Source organism: Caballeronia sp. AZ1_KS37, assembly GCF_023631165.1.
Taxonomy (GTDB): Bacteria; Pseudomonadota; Gammaproteobacteria; order Burkholderiales; family Burkholderiaceae; genus Caballeronia; species Caballeronia zhejiangensis.
Window position 1 is genome coordinate 15,098 of the sequence record NZ_JALQDP010000024.1, and the last position, 16,686, is coordinate 31,783.

A 16,686-nucleotide genomic window follows, 5' to 3' on the forward strand; every position below is an offset into this window, starting at 1 on the left:
GCCCGAACCGTCCGCACGGCGCGCCTTCGGCGTGTGCCGCCGCGCACGGACCGACCTCGGGGACACCATGCCGAACATCGTCATCGTTTATCACAGCGGCTACGGCCACACGAAGAAGGTCGCGGACGCCGTGCTCGGCGGCGCAACGGACGCCGGCGCGAACGTGAAGCTGATCGCCGTCGGCGAGCTCGACGACGCCGGCTGGGCCGAACTCGACGCCGCCGACGCCATCGTTTTCGGCGCGCCGACCTACATGGGCGGGCCGTCCGCCGATTTCAAGAAATTCGCCGATGCAAGCTCGAAACCGTGGTTCGCGCAGAAATGGAAGGACAAGATCGCGGCCGGCTTCACGAATTCGGCGCACATGAACGGCGATAAATTCCTGACGATCTCGTATTTCGTGACGCTCGCCATGCAGCACGGGATGGTCTGGGTCGGCACGGGCATGATGCCGTCGAACACGAAGGCGGCCACGCGCAACGACCTGAATTTCGTCGGCGGATTCACCGGGCTGCTCACGCAATCGCCCGCGGATGCCTCGCCGGAGGAAGCGCCGCCGATCGGCGATCTGGAGACGGCGAAGGTTTTCGGCGCGCGCGTCGCGGCTGTGACGGCGCGCTGGATCGGCGATCGCGCCGCCGTCGACAATGACGGACATCAGCCCGCCTCGAATTCGCACTAAAATGTCCGTTTTGCGGCGAGCGCCCGCACGAACCAGCGAGATCGAGATGACCACGAAAGTATTTGTCGACGGACAGGAAGGCACCACCGGCCTGAAGATTTTCGAATATCTGTCGCAGCGCCGTGACATCGAAGTGTTGCGCATCGAGGATGCGAAGCGCAAGGACGTGGAGGAGCGCCGCCGCCTCATCAACGCATCGGACGTGACGTTCCTGTGCCTGCCGGATGTCGCGTCGCGCGAGTCGGTTTCGCTCGTCGCGCCGGACAACACGCGCACCGTGATGATCGACGCCAGCACGGCGTTCCGCACGCAGGACGACTGGGCGTACGGTCTGCCGGAGTTGTCGCGCGCGCAGCGTGAGCGCCTGCGCACGGCGAAGCGCATCGCGGTGCCGGGTTGCCACGCGTCGGCGTTCGTGCTGTCGGTGCAGCCGCTCGTCGCGGGCGGCCTCGTGCCCGCCGATTTCCACGCTCACGCCTATTCGATCACCGGCTACAGCGGCGGCGGCAAGAAGATGATCGCGGAGTACGAAGCAGGCGGCGACGACAAGCTGATGAGCCCGCGCCCGTATGCGCTCGGCCTGACGCACAAGCATCTGCCGGAAATGTCGGTGCGCACGGGTCTGAAACGCGCGCCGGTCTTCACGCCGATCGTCGGACCGTTCCTGAAAGGTCTCGCCGTGACGACGTATTTCTCGCCGGACCAGCTCGCGCGCCCGGCGAAGCCGCAGGACGTGCGCGACATGCTCGCCGAGTATTACAACAACGAGCCCTTCGTGCGCGTCATGCCGTTCGACGCTGAGAGTAACCTCGACGCCGGCTTCTTCGACGTTCAGGCGTGCAACGAAACGAATCGCGTCGATGTTCTCGTGTTCGGCAACGACGAGCGCTTCGTGACCGTGGCGCGCCTCGACAATCTGGGCAAGGGCGCGTCGGGCGCGGCGATCCAGTGTATGAATCTCGCGATCGGCGCCGACGAAGAGACGGGGCTCGCCCGCTGATCGAGCTTCAGCCGAATCAAAAAAGGCCGATACGCTACGGGGCGAATCGGCCTTTTTCGTATCAGTCGGTGCGGCGCAGCATCGGAAGGTACCGACGAAAAAAAGCCCGCCAAGGTTGACGGGCTGAATCCATATCAGTGGAGACATGGAGGAGACAGGAGTAAATATACCAAGAATATTGGTGCATCGCAACATGGCCGTCGCAACGCGCTGACGCCCGACACGCCGACGAAACTCAGGGCTGCATCATCGAAAGGATGAACTGGAGCTGATCCGCGGAAATCGGCTTGACGAGATGCATGTCGAAACCGGCGTCGAGCGTCATTTCTCGATGCTGGGGCTGCCCCCAGCCGGTGAGCGCGACGAGCATCAACGCGTGGCCGTTCGGCAGCTTGCGCAACTGGCGCGCCGCCGCAAGTCCGTCGACGAGCGGCATGCCGAGATCCAGGATCACGACTTCGGGGTCGAACTGCGCGGCGACTTCCACAGCCTGCGCGCCGTTCGCCGCGAGCGCGACCTCGTGGCCCATGCCGGTCAGCAAGTTCGCGAGACCGGCGAGCGCATCGTCGTCGTCGTCGGCTATCAGGATGCGCTTGCTCATGATGGCCTCAGCGGGAACCGTAAATTTCGAGTGTCAGCTTGTTCGACCCGGCCTGCGCCGCCGTAATCTCGGTGCGCGCACCGCGTGCGCCCAGATAAAAGTGCTGGCGCGCGGGCGAATTCTGATCGTGCGTCGCGTCGGGCACGCACGAGGCGATGTCCGCCGCGACGCCCTGCAGCGCATCCGCGCTCGATCCGCCGCGCGGCGTCCATGTGCATCGATAGTTGGTTTGCGAAGCGGCGCACTTCGCGTCGTCGCCGTAGGGAAGCGCGATCGCGCGGCCGTCGAAAGCGGAAAGCGACGAGAAATTCGGCGCGGCGGACAGCACGCGTTTGAGCGCATCGCACGGATTCGGCGTGTCGTCGGCGCGCGCGCACGTCGTCGAAAGCATGCCGAAGCAGAGCGGCAAGAGCGCGGCGAAAACGGCGCGTCGGCCTGTCTCATCCATGAGCGCCTCCTTTTAGCTGTTCTTTTCGTGTCGCCGAGAACCGGCGAGCGCGACTATGCGCTGCCGATTCGCGTATGTCTGTTCGAAAGCGAATGAAGCACTGAAAACGGCAGCAAGTCACGCACCCGTTTTTGCAGACGTTTGGAAGCGCGTTAGTGACGCACGAGCGCCATCATCGCGCCGAAGCCGACGAACACGCCGCCCGTCAGCCGGTTGAACACCTGCGCGACGCTCGCGCTTTTCAGTTTGTCGCCGATGCGCGCGCCGAGCCCCGCGTACACGGCGTACCAGCTCACCTCGATGACGGCGAACGTCGACACGAGCACCGCGAATTGCGGCAAGACCGGCCGGCTTGCATCGATGAACTGCGGCAGCAGCGCCGCCGCAAAGAGAATCGCCTTCGGATTGCTGCTCGCGACGAGAAAGCCGTTGCGAAAAAGCGTGAAGGGTCTGAAAGCATGCGCGCCGCCGGTTTCGTCGCGCACGTCGATCGCGCCCGCCTTGGCGCGCCAGCTTTTCACGCCGAGCCAGACGAGATACGCCGCGCCGATCAGACGCAGCGTGTCGAAGAGGCGCGGCCACGCTTCGAGAAACACGCCCAACCCCGCCGCCGACACCGACAACATGATGACGAGCGCCGTCAGACAGCCGGCCATGGTGGCGGTCGAGCGCTCGAGACCATGCCGTGCGCCGTGCGTCATGACGAGCAGCATGTTGGGGCCGGGAATCGCGGATACGACGAAGACGGTGGCGACGAACAGCCACCAGAGATGCAGGCTCATTGCGGCGTGGCAAGGACGGAAACGGGATTCGAATTATGCCGTTTGACCGCCTTCGCCACGACATCGATTTACGACTCGCGCCCCGCGCGGCGCGCGGCCACCTGACCGAGCACGGCGAAATCCTTCTCGCCGTCGCCGTGGGCGAGCGCATCGACGAGGTTGTCGCGCACGACGCTCGCCACCGGCAGCGGCACGTTGACGGCATCGCCCGCGGCGATCGCGAGACGCACGTCCTTTAGTCCGAGACGCGCCTTGAAGAGCGCGGGCTCGTAGCGCCGCTCGGCGATCATCTTCCCGTAGCCCTGGTACACCGGACCCGGAAACAGCGAATTCGTGATGACGTCGAGCAGCGTCTGCGATTCGATGCCGTGGCCGCTCACGAGCGCCGCCGCCTCGCCGAAGCTCTCGATCGCCGACGCCAGCATGAAATTCGCGGCGAGCTTGAGCACGTTCGCGTGCTGCGGCTCGCTGCCGACGCGCCACGTTTTCTGGCCGAGCGCATCGAGGACGGGCTGCACACGGTCGATCGCTTCGCCCGCGCCCGCCGCGAGAATGTTGAGCTTGCCCGCCGCCGCGACGTCCGGCCGGCCGAGCACCGGCGCGGCGACATACGCGACGCCGTGCTGCGCGTGCAATTCGGCGAGCTCGGTGGCGAGCGCCGCCGAGATCGTCGCCATGTTGACGTGCACCAGGCCTTTCGGCGCGTGCTTGAGCAGGCCGCCATCGACGAGCACGGAGCGCAGCGCGGTATCGTCGGCGAGCATGGAGAACGCGGCGTCGCCGGCGAAAGCCTGCTCGGGCGTATCGACGACCGACGCGCCCTGATCCGCGAGCGCGCGCGTTTTGTCGCGCGAGCGATTCCAGACGCGCACGCTGTGCCCCGCCTTGAGCGCGCGCTCCGCCATCGCGCCGCCCATTTCCCCCAATCCGATGAATCCGATATCCATGCTCGTGTGCTCCTTTGCCTTGTCCGCTTGCCGCGCGCGCAATGCCGCGCGGACCGAGCGCCAGTAAAGCACATCGCCGGAAAGCGCGCAGAAGCGCGCAATGCCATACTGCTGCATGGTCAAGGCGCGCTTTCACTTCCATCGCGAACTGAACGATTTCCTCGCTCGATCCCTGCGCGGGCACACGTTCGCGTGCGCGTGCGCGAAGTCTTCGTCGACCAAGCACATGATCGAGGCGCTCGGCGTGCCGCATACCGAAGTCGATCTGATCGTGAAGGCCGGCCGCGCGGTTGGATTCGACGCCCCGATCGAGCCGGACGATCTCATCGAGGTTTATCCCGCGCGTCACGCGCCCGCCGGAATGGAGAACGGCGCGCTGCTGCTGCGCCCGCCGCTCGACGCCGCGGACCTGCGTTTCATCGCCGATGCACATCTCGGCGGACTCGCGCAACTCCTCCGGCTGGCGGGCTTCGACACGCGCTACGACAACAACTTCCCCGACGATGAAATCGAGCAGCTCGCGCAGGACGAAGCGCGCATCGTGCTCACGCGCGATCGCGAATTGCTCAAGCGCCGCACCGTCTTGCGCGGATGCTACGTGCGGACCCTGCAAGCCGATGACCAGTTCCGCGAAGTCTCGGAGCGCTTCGATCTCGCGCCGCACGTCCGCGCGTTCCGTCTCTGCCTGATGTGCAACGCGCCATTGCGTCCGGCCGCGCCCGGCGAGATCGACGGCCGCGTGCCCGAGGGCGTACGTGAGCGGCATGCGCGCTTCGTGACCTGCGATGTGTGCCATCGCGTGTTCTGGGAAGGCTCGCACTGGCGGCGCATGCGGGCGCGCATCGATGCGCTGGCGGAGGCGGGTCGCTAGTTCCGTACAATGTCGGACTTGCAATCAATCGTCGCATCGGAGCATCGCGTGAACAAATTCGAACTGGAACAGAACAAGGCATTCAAACTCGCCAACGACCTCAAGCAGGGCGGCCGGGCACGCGTGGGCGCAGCGGATGCGCAGAAGCTCGATCGGCGTGAACAGCGCAAGCTCGATCAGGCGAAGGGGCTCGTGCCGTTCGCGTGCAAGCTCGATGAAAAGCTCGTCAAGCAGTTGAAGGAACGCGCCGAAGCGCATGAAGGCGGGATGACGGAAGTGCTGGCCGAGTTGCTGGTGAAGGCGGGGCTGGAGCGGTAAGCGCTGGTTGTCGCCGTGGTGGCCGCGGCAGCGAACGATGCGCGGCGACTACGCTTTGTCGTGCCTGAGCGGTTCCGGCTTGCCCGTTCCCTTGAACGGGCTGCGGCAGGACTCATCGATCAGGCTCGTCAGCTTCTCGAAGGTCTTTGCATCCGAACTGCGCCACTGGTGATAATCACACCAGCCCGGCATCAAGAACTTCACGCCGCGCCCCATCATCCGGCCTGCTTCGTTCGTTTCGCGAACATGTTGCGAAACATATTGAGAAACGACGATTTCGGCGCCCGCGTCCTACGTATGCGCCGCGCTCGCAGAAGCTTCCCACCTTGCGACGCTTCCTCCTCTTCCAGATATGCCGGCGTAAGAAACCTGACGCCCTGCGCCTCCATCAACTCGAACGTCTCGTCGACTGTCCGCCGGCAAAGCTCGTTTTCGACCTCTTGAAGCCGCGCAATGTACAGCGCCAGCCTGTCCTTCGGAACCACGACGAGCTTCTCCGAATCCAGCAACGGCATCTCGCCCCATTCGCTCGACAACCGCCCCGCTGCCCGCCCCGCTTCATACTTACGCTCGATTAATTCAACGGTCCTAACCATTTTCCGCCTTCGCATTTGCACGACGATGGGCCGATTATGACCGCCAACGTTCGCCCCATGCCACCTGTCCGAACGGGTTAGGAAGAATCGCCTGCGCGCGCCCGGCCGTGTAGTCGGCTTGCGCCTAACGCGTGAGGTCGCGCGCTTCGTCGACATCCGCATGGCGCGTCGCCGGGATGCACGCCACCGCGATCAGCGAGAGCACGAGCCCGCCCATCACATAGAACGTGGGTGCGAGTTGCGATTCGGTCACGCGGATGAGCCACGTCACGATGAACTGTCCGAAGCCGCCGAAGATCATCACCGCGATGTTGTACGCGAGGGAAAGCCCTGTCGAGCGCACGTGCGCCGGAAATAGCTCCGCGATCAGCGCGCCGAACGGCCCGTAGTATCCCGACAGCGCGATCGACAGCAGCGCCTGCACGACAACGAGCCGCATCACGCTCGGTTCCGCCGCGAGCCACGCGAAAAGCGGATAGATGATGACGAGCGTGATCGCGAGCGACCACAGCGACAGCCCTTTGCGCCCGATGCGATCCGACCACGCGCCCGTGACCGGCGACAGCACCGTCAGCAGAAGATTGCCGACGATCAACGCCGTGAACGACTGACCGAACGGCAGCTTCAATTGCTTGACGGCGAACGTCGGCAGATAGGCGATCAGCACGTACACGCTCACCGTCAACGCGATCACCGAGCCGAGCCCGCACAGCACCTCGCGGCCATGCGTGCTGAACACTTCGCCGAGCGTCGCGCGGCGCGCGGTTTTCTTCGCGTGCAGGAACGCTTCGGTGTCGGCCATGTTGCGGCGAATGTACAGCCCGACCGGCCCGATCACGAGACCGAAGATGAACGGCACGCGCCATCCCCATGAATCGAGCGCTTCGGGCGACAGTCCGCGCGAAATCGCCGAGCCGACGATCGCGCCGAGCAGGAGCGACGCCGCCTGGCTCGCCATCTGGAAACTGCCGTAGAAGCCGCGCTTCGAAAACGGCGCCGCTTCGATCAGCAGCGCGGTCGAACTGCCGAACTCGCCGCCAGCGGAAAATCCCTGCAGCAGCCGCGCGAACACGATGACGAGCGGCGCGCCGATGCCGATCGCCGAATAAGGCGGGGCTATCGCGAGCAGGAGAATGCCGAGCGTCATCAGTCCGATGACGAGCGTCAGCGCCGCCTTGCGCCCCGCGCGATCCGCATACAGGCCGAGAACGATGCCGCCCACGGGACGCATCACGAACGCGACGCCGAAGGTCGCGGTGGTGAGAAGAATCGACGAATAATCGCTGCTGCTCGGAAAGAACAAGCGGGCGATGACGACCGTCATGAAGCCGAACACGGTGAAGTCGTACCACTCCAGCGCGTTGCCGATGACCGCCGCCATCACGGCGCGCGCGTTCAATGCTCTTCCTGGCATGCGATCCCCCAAGGTCAGTGGGTGTCCGCGCTTTAAAGATGCGAACGCGCGGCTCTTTTTTCCTTGGCGAGTGTAAAGACGGTTTTTCTCCCGATCAAGCTAATTGCGAACGAAGAAAAGCGCGCCGTGCCTTTCGGCCGGGCGCGCTTCGGCTCGGGCGCGAGCCGCGCTTATGCCTTTTTCACATAGGCGCTGCACCAGCCCTTCGCCGCGACCTGCTTGTTGCTGAACATCGGGCACGGCGCGTAGGCGTCCGTCGGCTTGCCCTGATAGAACTGACAGTTGCCGCAGTCCTGCCCGGCGGCGTACTTCGCGAACTTGGCCTTGTCGACCTTGCTCGCGTCTTCCTTGTAGCCGAGTGCCTGCGCGGTGGGATCGCTTTCAGCGACTTTCGGGGCGTCGGCGGAGAAGGCCGCTTTCGAGCCGAGCGCGAACGTCGATGCGACGCCCACGCTGGTAATGAGAAACGTGCGACGTGATGTCTTCATGGTGACTCACTCCATGTTGTATTGGGGGATAGCGCCGTTCTTGGCGACGGCGATACCCGAGCATAGCAACCTGAAAGCGAGTCGACGACGCCAAATGTTAGAGATAAGGCACGGCGGAAAGTCGCATGACAGTCAGCGCGCCATGTCGGCGACGCGTTCGGCGATCGCGAGCGATGCCGTCAATCCCGGCGATTCGATGCCGAAGAGGTTCACGAGTCCCGGCACGCCGTGCGCCGATTTGCCCTGGATCACGAAATCCGCCGCCGCCTGGCCCGGACCGGACAGCTTCGGACGGATGCCGGCGTACGCGGGTTGAAGCGCGTCGTCGGGCAGACCCGGCCAATACGCGCGGATCGCGGCGTAGAAGGAATCGGCGCGACGCGGATCGACGTCGTAATTGAGCGCCTGCACCCATTCGACGTCCGGACCGAACTTCGCCTGCCCGCCGAGATCGATCGTCAGATGCACGCCGAGGCCGGCTTCGTTCGGCATCGGATAAATGAGCCGCTCGAACGGCGCGCGTCCGCTCACGCTGAAGTAGTTGCCCTTCGCGAAGTAGAGCGGCGGCACGTGACGATCGTCGAGTCCGCGAATGCGCCGCGCGATCTCGTTCGCATGCAAGCCCGCACTGTTGATGAGAAACGACGCCCGAAAGCGCGCCGGCGACTCGCCACCCGTCTCGACGATGAAGCAGCCTTCGCGCGCATCGATCGACGTGACCGGCGTATGGAACACGATATTCGCGCCGTGATTCTCCGCCTCGCCCTGCAGCGCGAGCATGTACTGATGACTGTCGACGATGCCCGTCAGCGGCGACCACACCGCCTCGACGCATTGAAGTTGCGGCTCCATCTCGGCCGCCTGCGCGCCGCTGATGCGCACGAGTCCCTTCACGCGATTCTCGATGCCCTTCTGTTCCAGCGCCGCGAGTTGCGGCACCTGATTGCGCGCCGTCGCGACGAGCAGCTTGCCGCATTGCCGGTGCGGCACGCCGTGCTCCTGACAGAACGCGTAGAGCATGTCGCGCCCGCGCACGCACAGTTCGGCCTTCAGCGATCCGCGCGGATAGTAGATGCCTGCGTGAACGACTTCGCTGTTGCGCGAGCTCGTGCCGATGCCGATGCCCTCGCCCGCCTCCAGCACGATGACTTCGCGGCCGCGCTTGGCCAGCGCTCGGGCGATCGCCAGTCCGACGACGCCCGCCCCGATTACTACGCACTCGATCCGATCCATGTCTTCTTCCGCGGCAGATTTGTCCCAACTATTTTACGTTCGGGACTATTGCGCGTTACACAACAAATGCACGCCGATTAGATCGTTTTCCGGTGCAATTCAGAAAAAGGCAAGAATCTGGCCGCCAGATGTCAAAAACGACAGGTTTTGGCGGCCTTTTCGGCAATTTCGCGAACGGCGCGCTTTCAGAAGCCGATCGCTTTTTTGCGCAAGTTGCGGTCGATCTGAATGTCGCGCGCTTCGACGTGATGCCGTCCGTCGATACGCGCGTTGCCGAACGCGTTCAGCATCGCGCGCCGCATGCCGCGCGGCGACGCCTGCGTGAGCGCGTCGAGCGGCGCGTCGCCGAGTGTTTCCGGAAAACGCGCGCCCCACGAATGAGCATTGCGGATTTCGGCGTAAATCGACTGCGCGATGCGCCGCGCGCCGTCGCGATCGGGCGGCGGAATTTCGTAGACGTTCATGCGATTCATCAGGGGCTCGGGAATCGCGCGCGCGTCGTTGGCCGTCGCGATCCACACGACGTTGCCCGCGTTGATCGGCACTTCGGCGAATTCGTCGACGAAAGTCTGCGCCGTGTCATGCTCCAGCAGCGCATAGAGCGCGCCGAGCGGATCGTATTGCGCGTCGCCGGTGGCCTTGTCGATTTCGTCGACGGTCATGACGGGATTCGCGTAGCTGCCGTTCACGAGCGCATCGAACACCTTGCCGGGCTTCGCATTGCGCCATTGCGACGACGCCCCCGACAGGATCCAGCCCGCCGTCAGCGAGCTCATCGCGACATAGTGATTCGACGTGCCGAGCAGCCGCGCGAGCTGCTTCGCGAAGTGCGTCTTGCCGATGCCCGGCTCGCCGAGCAGCAGCATCGGCATGAGTTCGAGGCGATCGTCGGTTTCGAGGCACAGCGCGATCTGCTTGCGGATATCGGCGAGCGGCTCCTCGAAATTCGGCAGATCCGCGGCGAGATCGTTCACCGACGGCATGCGGTTCGGCTTCACGCAGAAACGCAGATTACCCACTTTGAGCATTTTTTCGTAAGTGGCGCGCAAGGCGTCGTTCGCGCCTTCGGAGAGATCGTTGAGCGCGGACTCCACATCGTCGAGACTGTAGACCTTGCTGAACGATGCCACTGCGAGTTCCTGTTTGACCACGGCCGTCGTCATGTCACACCCCGTCAATTTTTATGGTCGACGAGTCCAGTGTATCGACGCCAAAACCGCACGCAAGCGAGCAGTCGAACGCGTGTGCTGCTAATCGCGATGCGCGCAAAGCGTGCGAGTATCATCGTCGGACGACGCGGCGAGCGGGTTCGAAATCTGCTTCGCGTCAGGCCAGGTTGAGATTCGTTTCGTTCGTCCACAATTGTGTGTTGCGCGGTCTGGCTGAACCGTACCTGCGCCGCCGTGTCACAACGAATTCGCCGGAGAACGCCGATCCAGCGACGCGCCAGCCGCGCCGCCATCCGAACAGTCCGCGCGCAGGAGTCGCTTTCAATGCATAAAACGATACGCACCGTCTTTCTGAATGCCGCGCTCATGACGGGCGCCGGTCTTGGCGCGCTTAACGCGCAGGCGCAGACCGCGCCATCGCAACCGGTGACCTGGGAGTTGCAGGTCGTGCGCGACGGACAACAGATCGACTCGTTTTCCGGCACGACGAACGTCGGACAGGCGCGCACCGACACGCATCACAACAAGGTGCAGAATCGCGTCGGCTGCGCGGATCAGCCTGCCGGCGACATCGATCTGCAACGCACCATCACCATTTCGCCGACGCGCGCGAACGCCGACGACATCACGCTCGCCATCGACGCGCAGGAAACCTTGCAGGACGATAGCTCGCGCGCATCGCCCTCGGGCTGCAAGCTGCCGCCGGTGCCGCGTCAGGTGAGCGGATCGCATCCGGGCTTGGCGCTCAAGCCAGGCGAATGGGCGCAGTGGCAGCTCATCGACAGCAATCCGTCGCTCGCCTACCGGGTACGCGCGAGCCTGGGGTCGCCGGCGGCGGCGCAATGACAACCGCGGTGACATAGACTCAAGAGGCCGCCGCTCGAGACAAAGAACGCATGCGAAACCCAGAACATCTTCCGCCAGGCCCGTCCGCTCATTCGGCCACGCCGGATTTCACGGCGGTCAGCTGGAATCTGCACAAGGGCCGCTCGCCCCTCGGCCTGCGCGCGTGGACCGCGATGCAACGGTGGGTTCAGACCACCAACGCCGACGTCTATTTTCTTCAGGAAGCGATGGCGCGGCGCATGCCGCAGCCCGTGCTCGCAAGCGGCTTCGGCAAGCCGTTCGACGCGCCGCTCGACGATGTCTGGCATTGCCAGGCGACCGAGATCGCCACCGCGCTCGAATTGCAGATCGCGCTCGGACCGAACGTGTTCAAGCCGTCGTGGCGGCATGGCAATGCGATTCTCTCGCCGCATCCGCTCGATCTTTCCGGGCGCTGGGACATCTCCGCGCATCGTTTCGAAAAGCGCGGCTTGCTGGTCGCGCGCGCGACCTTCGCCGGTCAGGCCATCACATTGCTGTGCGCGCATCTCGCGTTGACGCGGCAGGCGCGGCTGCGTCAGATGAACTGGATCGCGCACTGGATCGCGAAGGAAGCGCCGGAAGGTCCGCTCATGCTGGCGGGCGATTTCAACGACTGGCGCAACGACTCCGTGCCGCTTTTCGGCGAACTCGGCATGAGCGAAGTCGCGACGATGCTCGGCGAATCGGGCCGCACGTTTCCGGCTTTCTCACCGGCGCTCGCGCTCGACAAGATGTTCGTGCGCGGCCTGAAGCCGGTCGAATGGCTCGTGCCGACGCAGGACACCGCGTGGCTGTCCGATCACCTTCCGTACATGGCGCGGCTGCGCGTGGAGTGAGCGCGCTCAGGGCTTCGTGAGCAGCGCTTCCAGATCGGCGATGGTGACGGGCTTCGTCAGATGATGATCGAAGCCCGCGTCGAGCGCGCTGCGACGATCGGCATCGCTGCCCCAGCCGGTCAATGCAAGCAGCAGCGCGCTTCGGGTCGCGTCGCGCTTTCTCATTTCGCGCGCGACGTCGAAGCCGCTCATGCCCGGCAATCCGATATCGAGCACGACAACATCCGGTTTGAAATCGTCGAGCGATGCGAGCGCGCGCGGGCCGTCATGCTCGGTGCGGACTTCATGGCCGAGCGCTTCGAGCAGCATCGACATGGCAAGCGCCGCATCGACGCTGTCGTCGACGAGCAGGATGCGGCGGCCCGGCACCGTGCCGCCGCTTGCTTGGGCGGTGGTGTTCATGCAGTTCCCCGTTGCCGTCGTCGCACGAAAAGGCCAAAGCGGATGTTCCGACCCTCGCACGACGTTATTGAGATGATTGGGGCAATGTAGCACAGCGGGTTGCCCAACATGCCGGCGCATCCGTCGGATACCCCTGCAAGAAAGCACTCTGAGTTCAGAAAAACCGTATTTCCCGGTCGGCCCGTCTTACTCCATTGTGTGGGTTCCACAAAATGACAAGCGTGCTGCCATGCCACTCCAAGGCAAATTTGTCGCCGACAATACGTCGCGGGCGACGTTAACGGTGCTCGGAGTCGGCGTTTTCCAGGCATTCTCGGGGGACGGCATATACAAGAACCGGGGCGGCTGCACGGCGGTGCCCGATGCAGGGCCGATACCCGAAGGAAAGTATTGGATCGTCGCACGGCCTACCGGAGGCGTGGCCTCGCAAGCGCAGGCCTGGATGAAAGACCTATGGAATGATTGGGTGCGAAACAGTCCAAGCAATCACGGTGAGTGGTTCGCGCTGTACCGGGATGACGGCTCCGTCGATGACTGGACGTGGATCAATGGCGTTCGCCGCGGCAACTTCCGGTTGCACCCTCGCGGCGGCGCAGGTATTTCGCTTGGCTGCATCACACTCGAGAGTTGGGCGGACTTTCAGAGGCTGCGGCATGCGCTGCTGCACACGCCGAAGATCTCCGTCAGAGCGGGCCGCATCGAGGCTTACGGTTGGATCGAGGTAACGACAATTGGGAAAACGTGTCCTTAGCGTAGTGCTCGTAATGCTTCTGTTCCTCGGTCTGTTTCGGCTTGCGGTGCGGTACGTCCACACCTATCCGCTGCCAATACCCGCAGATCAGCAGCAAATCCTGATCGGCGTTGCCAGGATGCTGAAGGTGCAGGACTACGAGTTTCTCTACATCGCGTCGATGCTCGCCATCGATGCGATCGTGGCCGGACTGGTCTCTTGGGGGGTGGTCCGGTTATGGCGGCGATGTACGGCTGCGGGCAGATAAGAGGCCGAACTGACCCTTCCAGGCTGAAAACGACTCCGCAATCACGCCGCCCGGCGGCTCTGCTATCGTGAACGTTCCTTCCGCCGCCGTCTCGCACCACAGTCATGTTCGATCTCTTCGACGACATTCCCAAGCCCGACATCGCGTGGCATCCGGACTGGATCGACGCCGACGCGGCTTCCGATCTGATGGGCGCCCTGATCGCGGAAGTCGCCTGGCAGCAGGACACGATGACCACGCCGGGCGGCCGCGTGCCGCTGCCGCGCCTGACCGCGTGGCAAGGCGAACCGGACGCGGTCTATGTCTATTCCGGCATCCGCAATGTGCCGCAGCCGTGGACGCCCGCCGTCGCGCAACTTCGCGAGCGCGCCGAGGCCGCCTGCGATGCGCGCTTCAACAGCGTGCTGCTCAACCGCTATCGCAGCGGCCTCGACAGCATGGGATGGCATGCCGACAAGGAACGCGAACTCGGGCCCGAGCCGGTGATCGCATCGGTGAGTCTCGGCGCGACGCGCACCTTCGAGTTTCGTCACGCGCGCACGCACGCGACGCACACGCTCGCGCTCACACACGGCAGCCTGCTCGTGATGCGCGGGCGCACGCAGCGCGAATGGGTGCATCGCGTGCCGAAAGAGCCGGGGGCGCGCGGCGAGCGCATCAACCTCACTTTCCGCTGGGTCGATGCGTCGAAACGGAAGTAATCGCGCTCAAGGACGTTTCGCGACGAAATCGATCTCCACGAGCGCATCGCGCGCAAGCCCCGTCACGCCGATGCACGTTCGCGCCGGCAGCGGCTTCGGCAGAAAGTATGAGCGATACACCGCGTTCATCGCGTCGTAGTCGCGCTTGAACTCGGTCAGAAAGATACGCACGCTGACCACATTGTCGAGCGTCAGCCCGACGCCGTTCAGCACGAGAATCAGGTTGTCCATCACGCGGCGCGTCTGCGCGGCGACGCCTTCGGGCAACGGCGCGCCGTCGTCGTTCGGATCGGTCGGCATCTGACCGGTGAGGAACACCCAGCCGTCGGCTTCGGCTGCGTGCGAGAAAGGGCCGACGGGCGTCGGCGCGGCATCGACCATCGTGAATTTCGGCATCTGAGTCACTTCGTCTCCCCGTTTTGCGTTCGATATAAAGCAGAACCGGCACGTTAGCGCGCCAAAATTGCGCGCGCGCCGGCGCCGCATGCGAAGATGGCCCGGCTTACGATTACCTTTTTACACGCGATGCTTCCCTATCCCATTCTCGCCGACGCCGTGTTGCGCATGCTGGCCGCGATGCTGATCGGCTGCATCATCGGCATCGATCGCGATCTGCACGGCAAGCCGACCGGCATGAAGACGCTCGGGCTCGTGTCGCTCGGCGCGTGCATCGCGACCATGTGCGCGCAAGGTTTCTCGATGACGCTCTCCAACGACGCTGACGTGTCGCGCGCCGTGCAGGGCATCGTGACGGGCGTCGGCTTTCTCGGCGCGGGCGTGATCCTGCAGAATCCGCGCGAGAATCGCGTGCGCGGGCTCACGACGGCGGCGTCGATCTGGGTGACGGCGGCGGTGGGCATCGTCTGCGGACTGGGCGTCTGGAGCCTCGCGTTCATCGCGATGATCCTGATGATCGCGCTGCTCACGATCGGGCGCGTCGTCGAGAAGCGTCTGTTGCGTCGCTGGATGAGCAAGCCGGAAGACGAACGCCAGAAATACGCGGACGTCGAAGAGGCTTAGGCGAACGCGTCGGCGGCGGGCGCTTTCACGCGATTGCGGCCCGCGACCTTCGCGGCATAGAGCAGGCCGTCGGCGCGCGCCATCAGCGATGCGGGCGGCTCGCGCCCGTCCCACATCGCAATGCCCGCGCTGAAGGTGTAATGCAGCAGGCCGCCGGGCACGGCGCACGGCGTCGCCTCGACGGTCTTGCGCAGCCGCTCGACGAGCGCGGTGACATCGTCGATGCGCGCCGCCGTGCAGAAAAGACAAAACTCCTCGCCGCCGATACGCCCGAACGCATCGTCTTCGCGAATGCGCGCGCGCACGATCGACGCGAAATGGCGCAACACTTCGTCGCCCGCCGCGTGACCGTAGCGGTCGTTCACGCTCTTGAAGTGATCGATGTCGATGACCGCGACGAACTCGCGCTCGCCTTCCTGCCGCGCCCGCGCGAGACGCTCGCCCGCGCCGGCCAGCAATGCCTTGCGCGAAAGCGCGCCGGTGAGATCGTCGAAGCGCGCAAGCCGTTCGAGCCGCTGCGCGAGACGGTCGTGCGCCATCATCACGAGGCCGATGCACAGCGACGGCAGCACGAGAATGCCGAGCGCGAGAAACGTGATCTGCATCACGCCGGGCTGCAGCAGCGATGTCTGCGCGGGCGGCTCCACGACGTAGATCGCGCCGCGCACCGTATGGCCGAGCGCGCCGAGCGCCGCCGCGCCGGCGACGAACAAGTAGTTATAGCGCGGCCGTTCCCTCGGACGCTCGATCAGCACGCGTCCGGCGATCGCGAAATCGCACGCGGCATGAAACGCCGACACAATCACGACGCGCGCATTCACATCCGGCGTCACATATGTGAAGTAGACGATGCCCGCCATCACGCCGAGCCACATGATCCAGCCGGCCCAGCGCTGCGCGGGACGCATGCGAACGTCGAAGAAATCGTTGCAGCCTTCGTAGATGAGCAGGACCGTCGCGGCGAGCAACTGATTCGCGACGACGATGCCGAGCCACGCCGGCGCCACGTTCTGCACGGCGAAAAGCAAGAGCGAAACGATTGCGATGACGTTCGCCCCAAGCCAGCGCGGCACGCCCGCAATCGCGTGCGAGAGCAGCGAGATCAGCACCAGTATCGAGAGGATGCTCGACAGCGCGGTGACGACGAGAATGCTGACGGGACTGAACATCGCTGAAAGTGGACGGGTTATCGCTCGTGCTTTGAGCAAACGACGCCGCACGCGCGGTGCGACGAAAAGATTCGCTAAAAGGGATTCGCGGCGAAAGAGCACGAGTATCCGACAACACCGACGTGTTTACGGCTCGAATCGGCG

Annotated in this window: 23 protein-coding genes; 10 read left to right on the forward strand and 13 right to left on the reverse strand. The window is 64.4% G+C overall.

Features of this window, described 5'->3' with window-relative positions; genetic code table 11:
• The first annotated feature begins 67 nt into the window (after positions 1-67).
• Positions 68-682 carry a flavodoxin family protein gene (locus NCS00_RS13295; RefSeq protein WP_008352694.1) on the forward strand — a complete coding sequence of 205 codons (615 nt, stop codon included), beginning with the start codon at positions 68-70 and terminating at the stop codon, positions 680-682.
• A gap of 46 nt (positions 683-728) precedes the next feature.
• Positions 729-1,682: an N-acetyl-gamma-glutamyl-phosphate reductase gene (gene argC / locus NCS00_RS13300; protein ID WP_250440259.1), complete on the forward strand. Its 954-nt coding sequence runs from the start codon at positions 729-731 to the stop codon at positions 1,680-1,682.
• 235 nt (positions 1,683-1,917) lie between these two features.
• On the opposite strand, the gene NCS00_RS13305 is transcribed toward argC, so the two are convergent.
• The 4 genes from NCS00_RS13305 to NCS00_RS13320 form a co-directional block, all read right to left on the reverse strand.
• On the reverse strand, positions 1,918-2,283 hold the full coding sequence (locus tag NCS00_RS13305; RefSeq protein WP_008352689.1) for a response regulator: 366 nt from the start codon (positions 2,281-2,283) through the stop codon (positions 1,918-1,920).
• Between the two features lie 7 nt (positions 2,284-2,290).
• Complete coding sequence (locus tag NCS00_RS13310) at positions 2,291-2,731, reverse strand: hypothetical protein (RefSeq protein WP_175979596.1); 441 nt, start codon at positions 2,729-2,731, stop codon at positions 2,291-2,293.
• Between the two features lie 152 nt (positions 2,732-2,883).
• On the reverse strand, positions 2,884-3,513 hold the full coding sequence (locus tag NCS00_RS13315; RefSeq protein WP_250440260.1) for a LysE family translocator: 630 nt from the start codon (positions 3,511-3,513) through the stop codon (positions 2,884-2,886).
• Positions 3,514-3,581: 68 nt separating this feature from the next.
• Positions 3,582-4,577 (reverse strand): NAD(P)-dependent oxidoreductase, encoded by a 996-nt coding sequence (locus NCS00_RS13320; protein WP_284508133.1) that lies wholly within the window; start codon positions 4,575-4,577, stop codon positions 3,582-3,584.
• Here NCS00_RS13320 and NCS00_RS13325 point away from each other — a divergent pair.
• Both NCS00_RS13325 and NCS00_RS13330 read left to right on the forward strand, forming a co-directional pair.
• Positions 4,576-5,331: a Mut7-C RNAse domain-containing protein gene (locus NCS00_RS13325; protein WP_033536938.1), complete on the forward strand. Its 756-nt coding sequence runs from the start codon at positions 4,576-4,578 to the stop codon at positions 5,329-5,331. The two genes, NCS00_RS13320 and NCS00_RS13325, sit on opposite strands and share 2 nt — an antisense overlap.
• A 9-nt stretch (positions 5,332-5,340) precedes the next feature.
• Complete coding sequence (locus tag NCS00_RS13330) at positions 5,341-5,649, forward strand: hypothetical protein (protein WP_250440261.1); 309 nt, start codon at positions 5,341-5,343, stop codon at positions 5,647-5,649.
• Between the two features lie 48 nt (positions 5,650-5,697).
• On the opposite strand, the gene NCS00_RS13335 is transcribed toward NCS00_RS13330, so the two are convergent.
• The 6 genes from NCS00_RS13335 to NCS00_RS13360 all read right to left on the reverse strand — a co-directional run bounded on the left by NCS00_RS13335 (position 5,698) and on the right by NCS00_RS13360 (position 10,543).
• Positions 5,698-5,853: a type II toxin-antitoxin system YoeB family toxin gene (locus NCS00_RS13335; RefSeq protein WP_250440262.1), complete on the reverse strand. Its 156-nt coding sequence runs from the start codon at positions 5,851-5,853 to the stop codon at positions 5,698-5,700.
• A gap of 11 nt (positions 5,854-5,864) precedes the next feature.
• Positions 5,865-6,245: a hypothetical protein gene (locus tag NCS00_RS13340; protein ID WP_250440263.1), complete on the reverse strand. Its 381-nt coding sequence runs from the start codon at positions 6,243-6,245 to the stop codon at positions 5,865-5,867.
• 124 nt (positions 6,246-6,369) lie between these two features.
• Positions 6,370-7,659 (reverse strand): MFS transporter, encoded by a 1,290-nt coding sequence (locus NCS00_RS13345; protein WP_250435291.1) that lies wholly within the window; start codon positions 7,657-7,659, stop codon positions 6,370-6,372.
• A 170-nt stretch (positions 7,660-7,829) separates the two neighbouring features.
• Positions 7,830-8,147 carry a high-potential iron-sulfur protein gene (locus tag NCS00_RS13350; RefSeq protein WP_250435292.1) on the reverse strand — a complete coding sequence of 106 codons (318 nt, stop codon included), beginning with the start codon at positions 8,145-8,147 and terminating at the stop codon, positions 7,830-7,832.
• 132 nt (positions 8,148-8,279) lie between these two features.
• The gene (locus NCS00_RS13355; protein ID WP_175979601.1) at positions 8,280-9,380 is read right to left on the reverse strand and encodes an NAD(P)/FAD-dependent oxidoreductase; all 1,101 of its coding nucleotides are present in this window, start codon (positions 9,378-9,380) and stop codon (positions 8,280-8,282) included.
• Positions 9,381-9,565: 185 nt separating this feature from the next.
• On the reverse strand, positions 9,566-10,543 hold the full coding sequence (locus NCS00_RS13360; protein WP_250440265.1) for an AAA family ATPase: 978 nt from the start codon (positions 10,541-10,543) through the stop codon (positions 9,566-9,568).
• Between the two features lie 330 nt (positions 10,544-10,873).
• Here NCS00_RS13360 and NCS00_RS13365 point away from each other — a divergent pair, with 330 nt between their 5' ends.
• Both NCS00_RS13365 and NCS00_RS13370 read left to right on the forward strand, forming a co-directional pair.
• Positions 10,874-11,395 carry a hypothetical protein gene (locus tag NCS00_RS13365; protein WP_239295483.1) on the forward strand — a complete coding sequence of 174 codons (522 nt, stop codon included), beginning with the start codon at positions 10,874-10,876 and terminating at the stop codon, positions 11,393-11,395.
• Positions 11,396-11,445: 50 nt separating this feature from the next.
• Positions 11,446-12,252 (forward strand): endonuclease/exonuclease/phosphatase family protein, encoded by an 807-nt coding sequence (locus tag NCS00_RS13370; RefSeq protein ID WP_008352672.1) that lies wholly within the window; start codon positions 11,446-11,448, stop codon positions 12,250-12,252.
• Between the two features lie 6 nt (positions 12,253-12,258).
• Here the strand turns inward: NCS00_RS13370 and NCS00_RS13375 are convergent, their stop codons facing one another.
• Entirely contained in the window at positions 12,259-12,654 is a 396-nt protein-coding gene (locus NCS00_RS13375) for a response regulator (protein WP_008352671.1), read from the reverse strand.
• 229 nt (positions 12,655-12,883) lie between these two features.
• On the opposite strand from NCS00_RS13375, the gene NCS00_RS13380 reads away from it, so the two are divergent.
• The 3 genes from NCS00_RS13380 (at position 12,884) to NCS00_RS13390 (ending at position 14,353) form a co-directional block, all read left to right on the forward strand.
• Entirely contained in the window at positions 12,884-13,405 is a 522-nt protein-coding gene (locus NCS00_RS13380; protein WP_175979602.1) for a DUF2778 domain-containing protein, read from the forward strand.
• Positions 13,406-13,418: 13 nt separating this feature from the next.
• Entirely contained in the window at positions 13,419-13,652 is a 234-nt protein-coding gene (locus NCS00_RS13385; RefSeq protein ID WP_175979603.1) for a hypothetical protein, read from the forward strand.
• 104 nt (positions 13,653-13,756) lie between these two features.
• Positions 13,757-14,353 (forward strand): alpha-ketoglutarate-dependent dioxygenase AlkB family protein, encoded by a 597-nt coding sequence (locus NCS00_RS13390; RefSeq protein WP_175979604.1) that lies wholly within the window; start codon positions 13,757-13,759, stop codon positions 14,351-14,353.
• Between the two features lie 6 nt (positions 14,354-14,359).
• Here the strand turns inward: NCS00_RS13390 and NCS00_RS13395 are convergent, their stop codons facing one another.
• The gene (locus NCS00_RS13395; RefSeq protein ID WP_008352667.1) at positions 14,360-14,749 is read right to left on the reverse strand and encodes a RidA family protein; all 390 of its coding nucleotides are present in this window, start codon (positions 14,747-14,749) and stop codon (positions 14,360-14,362) included.
• A gap of 129 nt (positions 14,750-14,878) precedes the next feature.
• Between NCS00_RS13395 and NCS00_RS13400 the strand changes: the two genes are divergently transcribed.
• Complete coding sequence (locus tag NCS00_RS13400; protein ID WP_051996639.1) at positions 14,879-15,373, forward strand: MgtC/SapB family protein; 495 nt, start codon at positions 14,879-14,881, stop codon at positions 15,371-15,373.
• Here the strand turns inward: NCS00_RS13400 and NCS00_RS13405 are convergent.
• On the reverse strand, positions 15,370-16,542 hold the full coding sequence (locus NCS00_RS13405) for a GGDEF domain-containing protein (protein ID WP_250440266.1): 1,173 nt from the start codon (positions 16,540-16,542) through the stop codon (positions 15,370-15,372). The genes NCS00_RS13400 and NCS00_RS13405 overlap by 4 nt on opposite strands.
• Between the last annotated feature and the right edge of the window lie 144 nt (positions 16,543-16,686).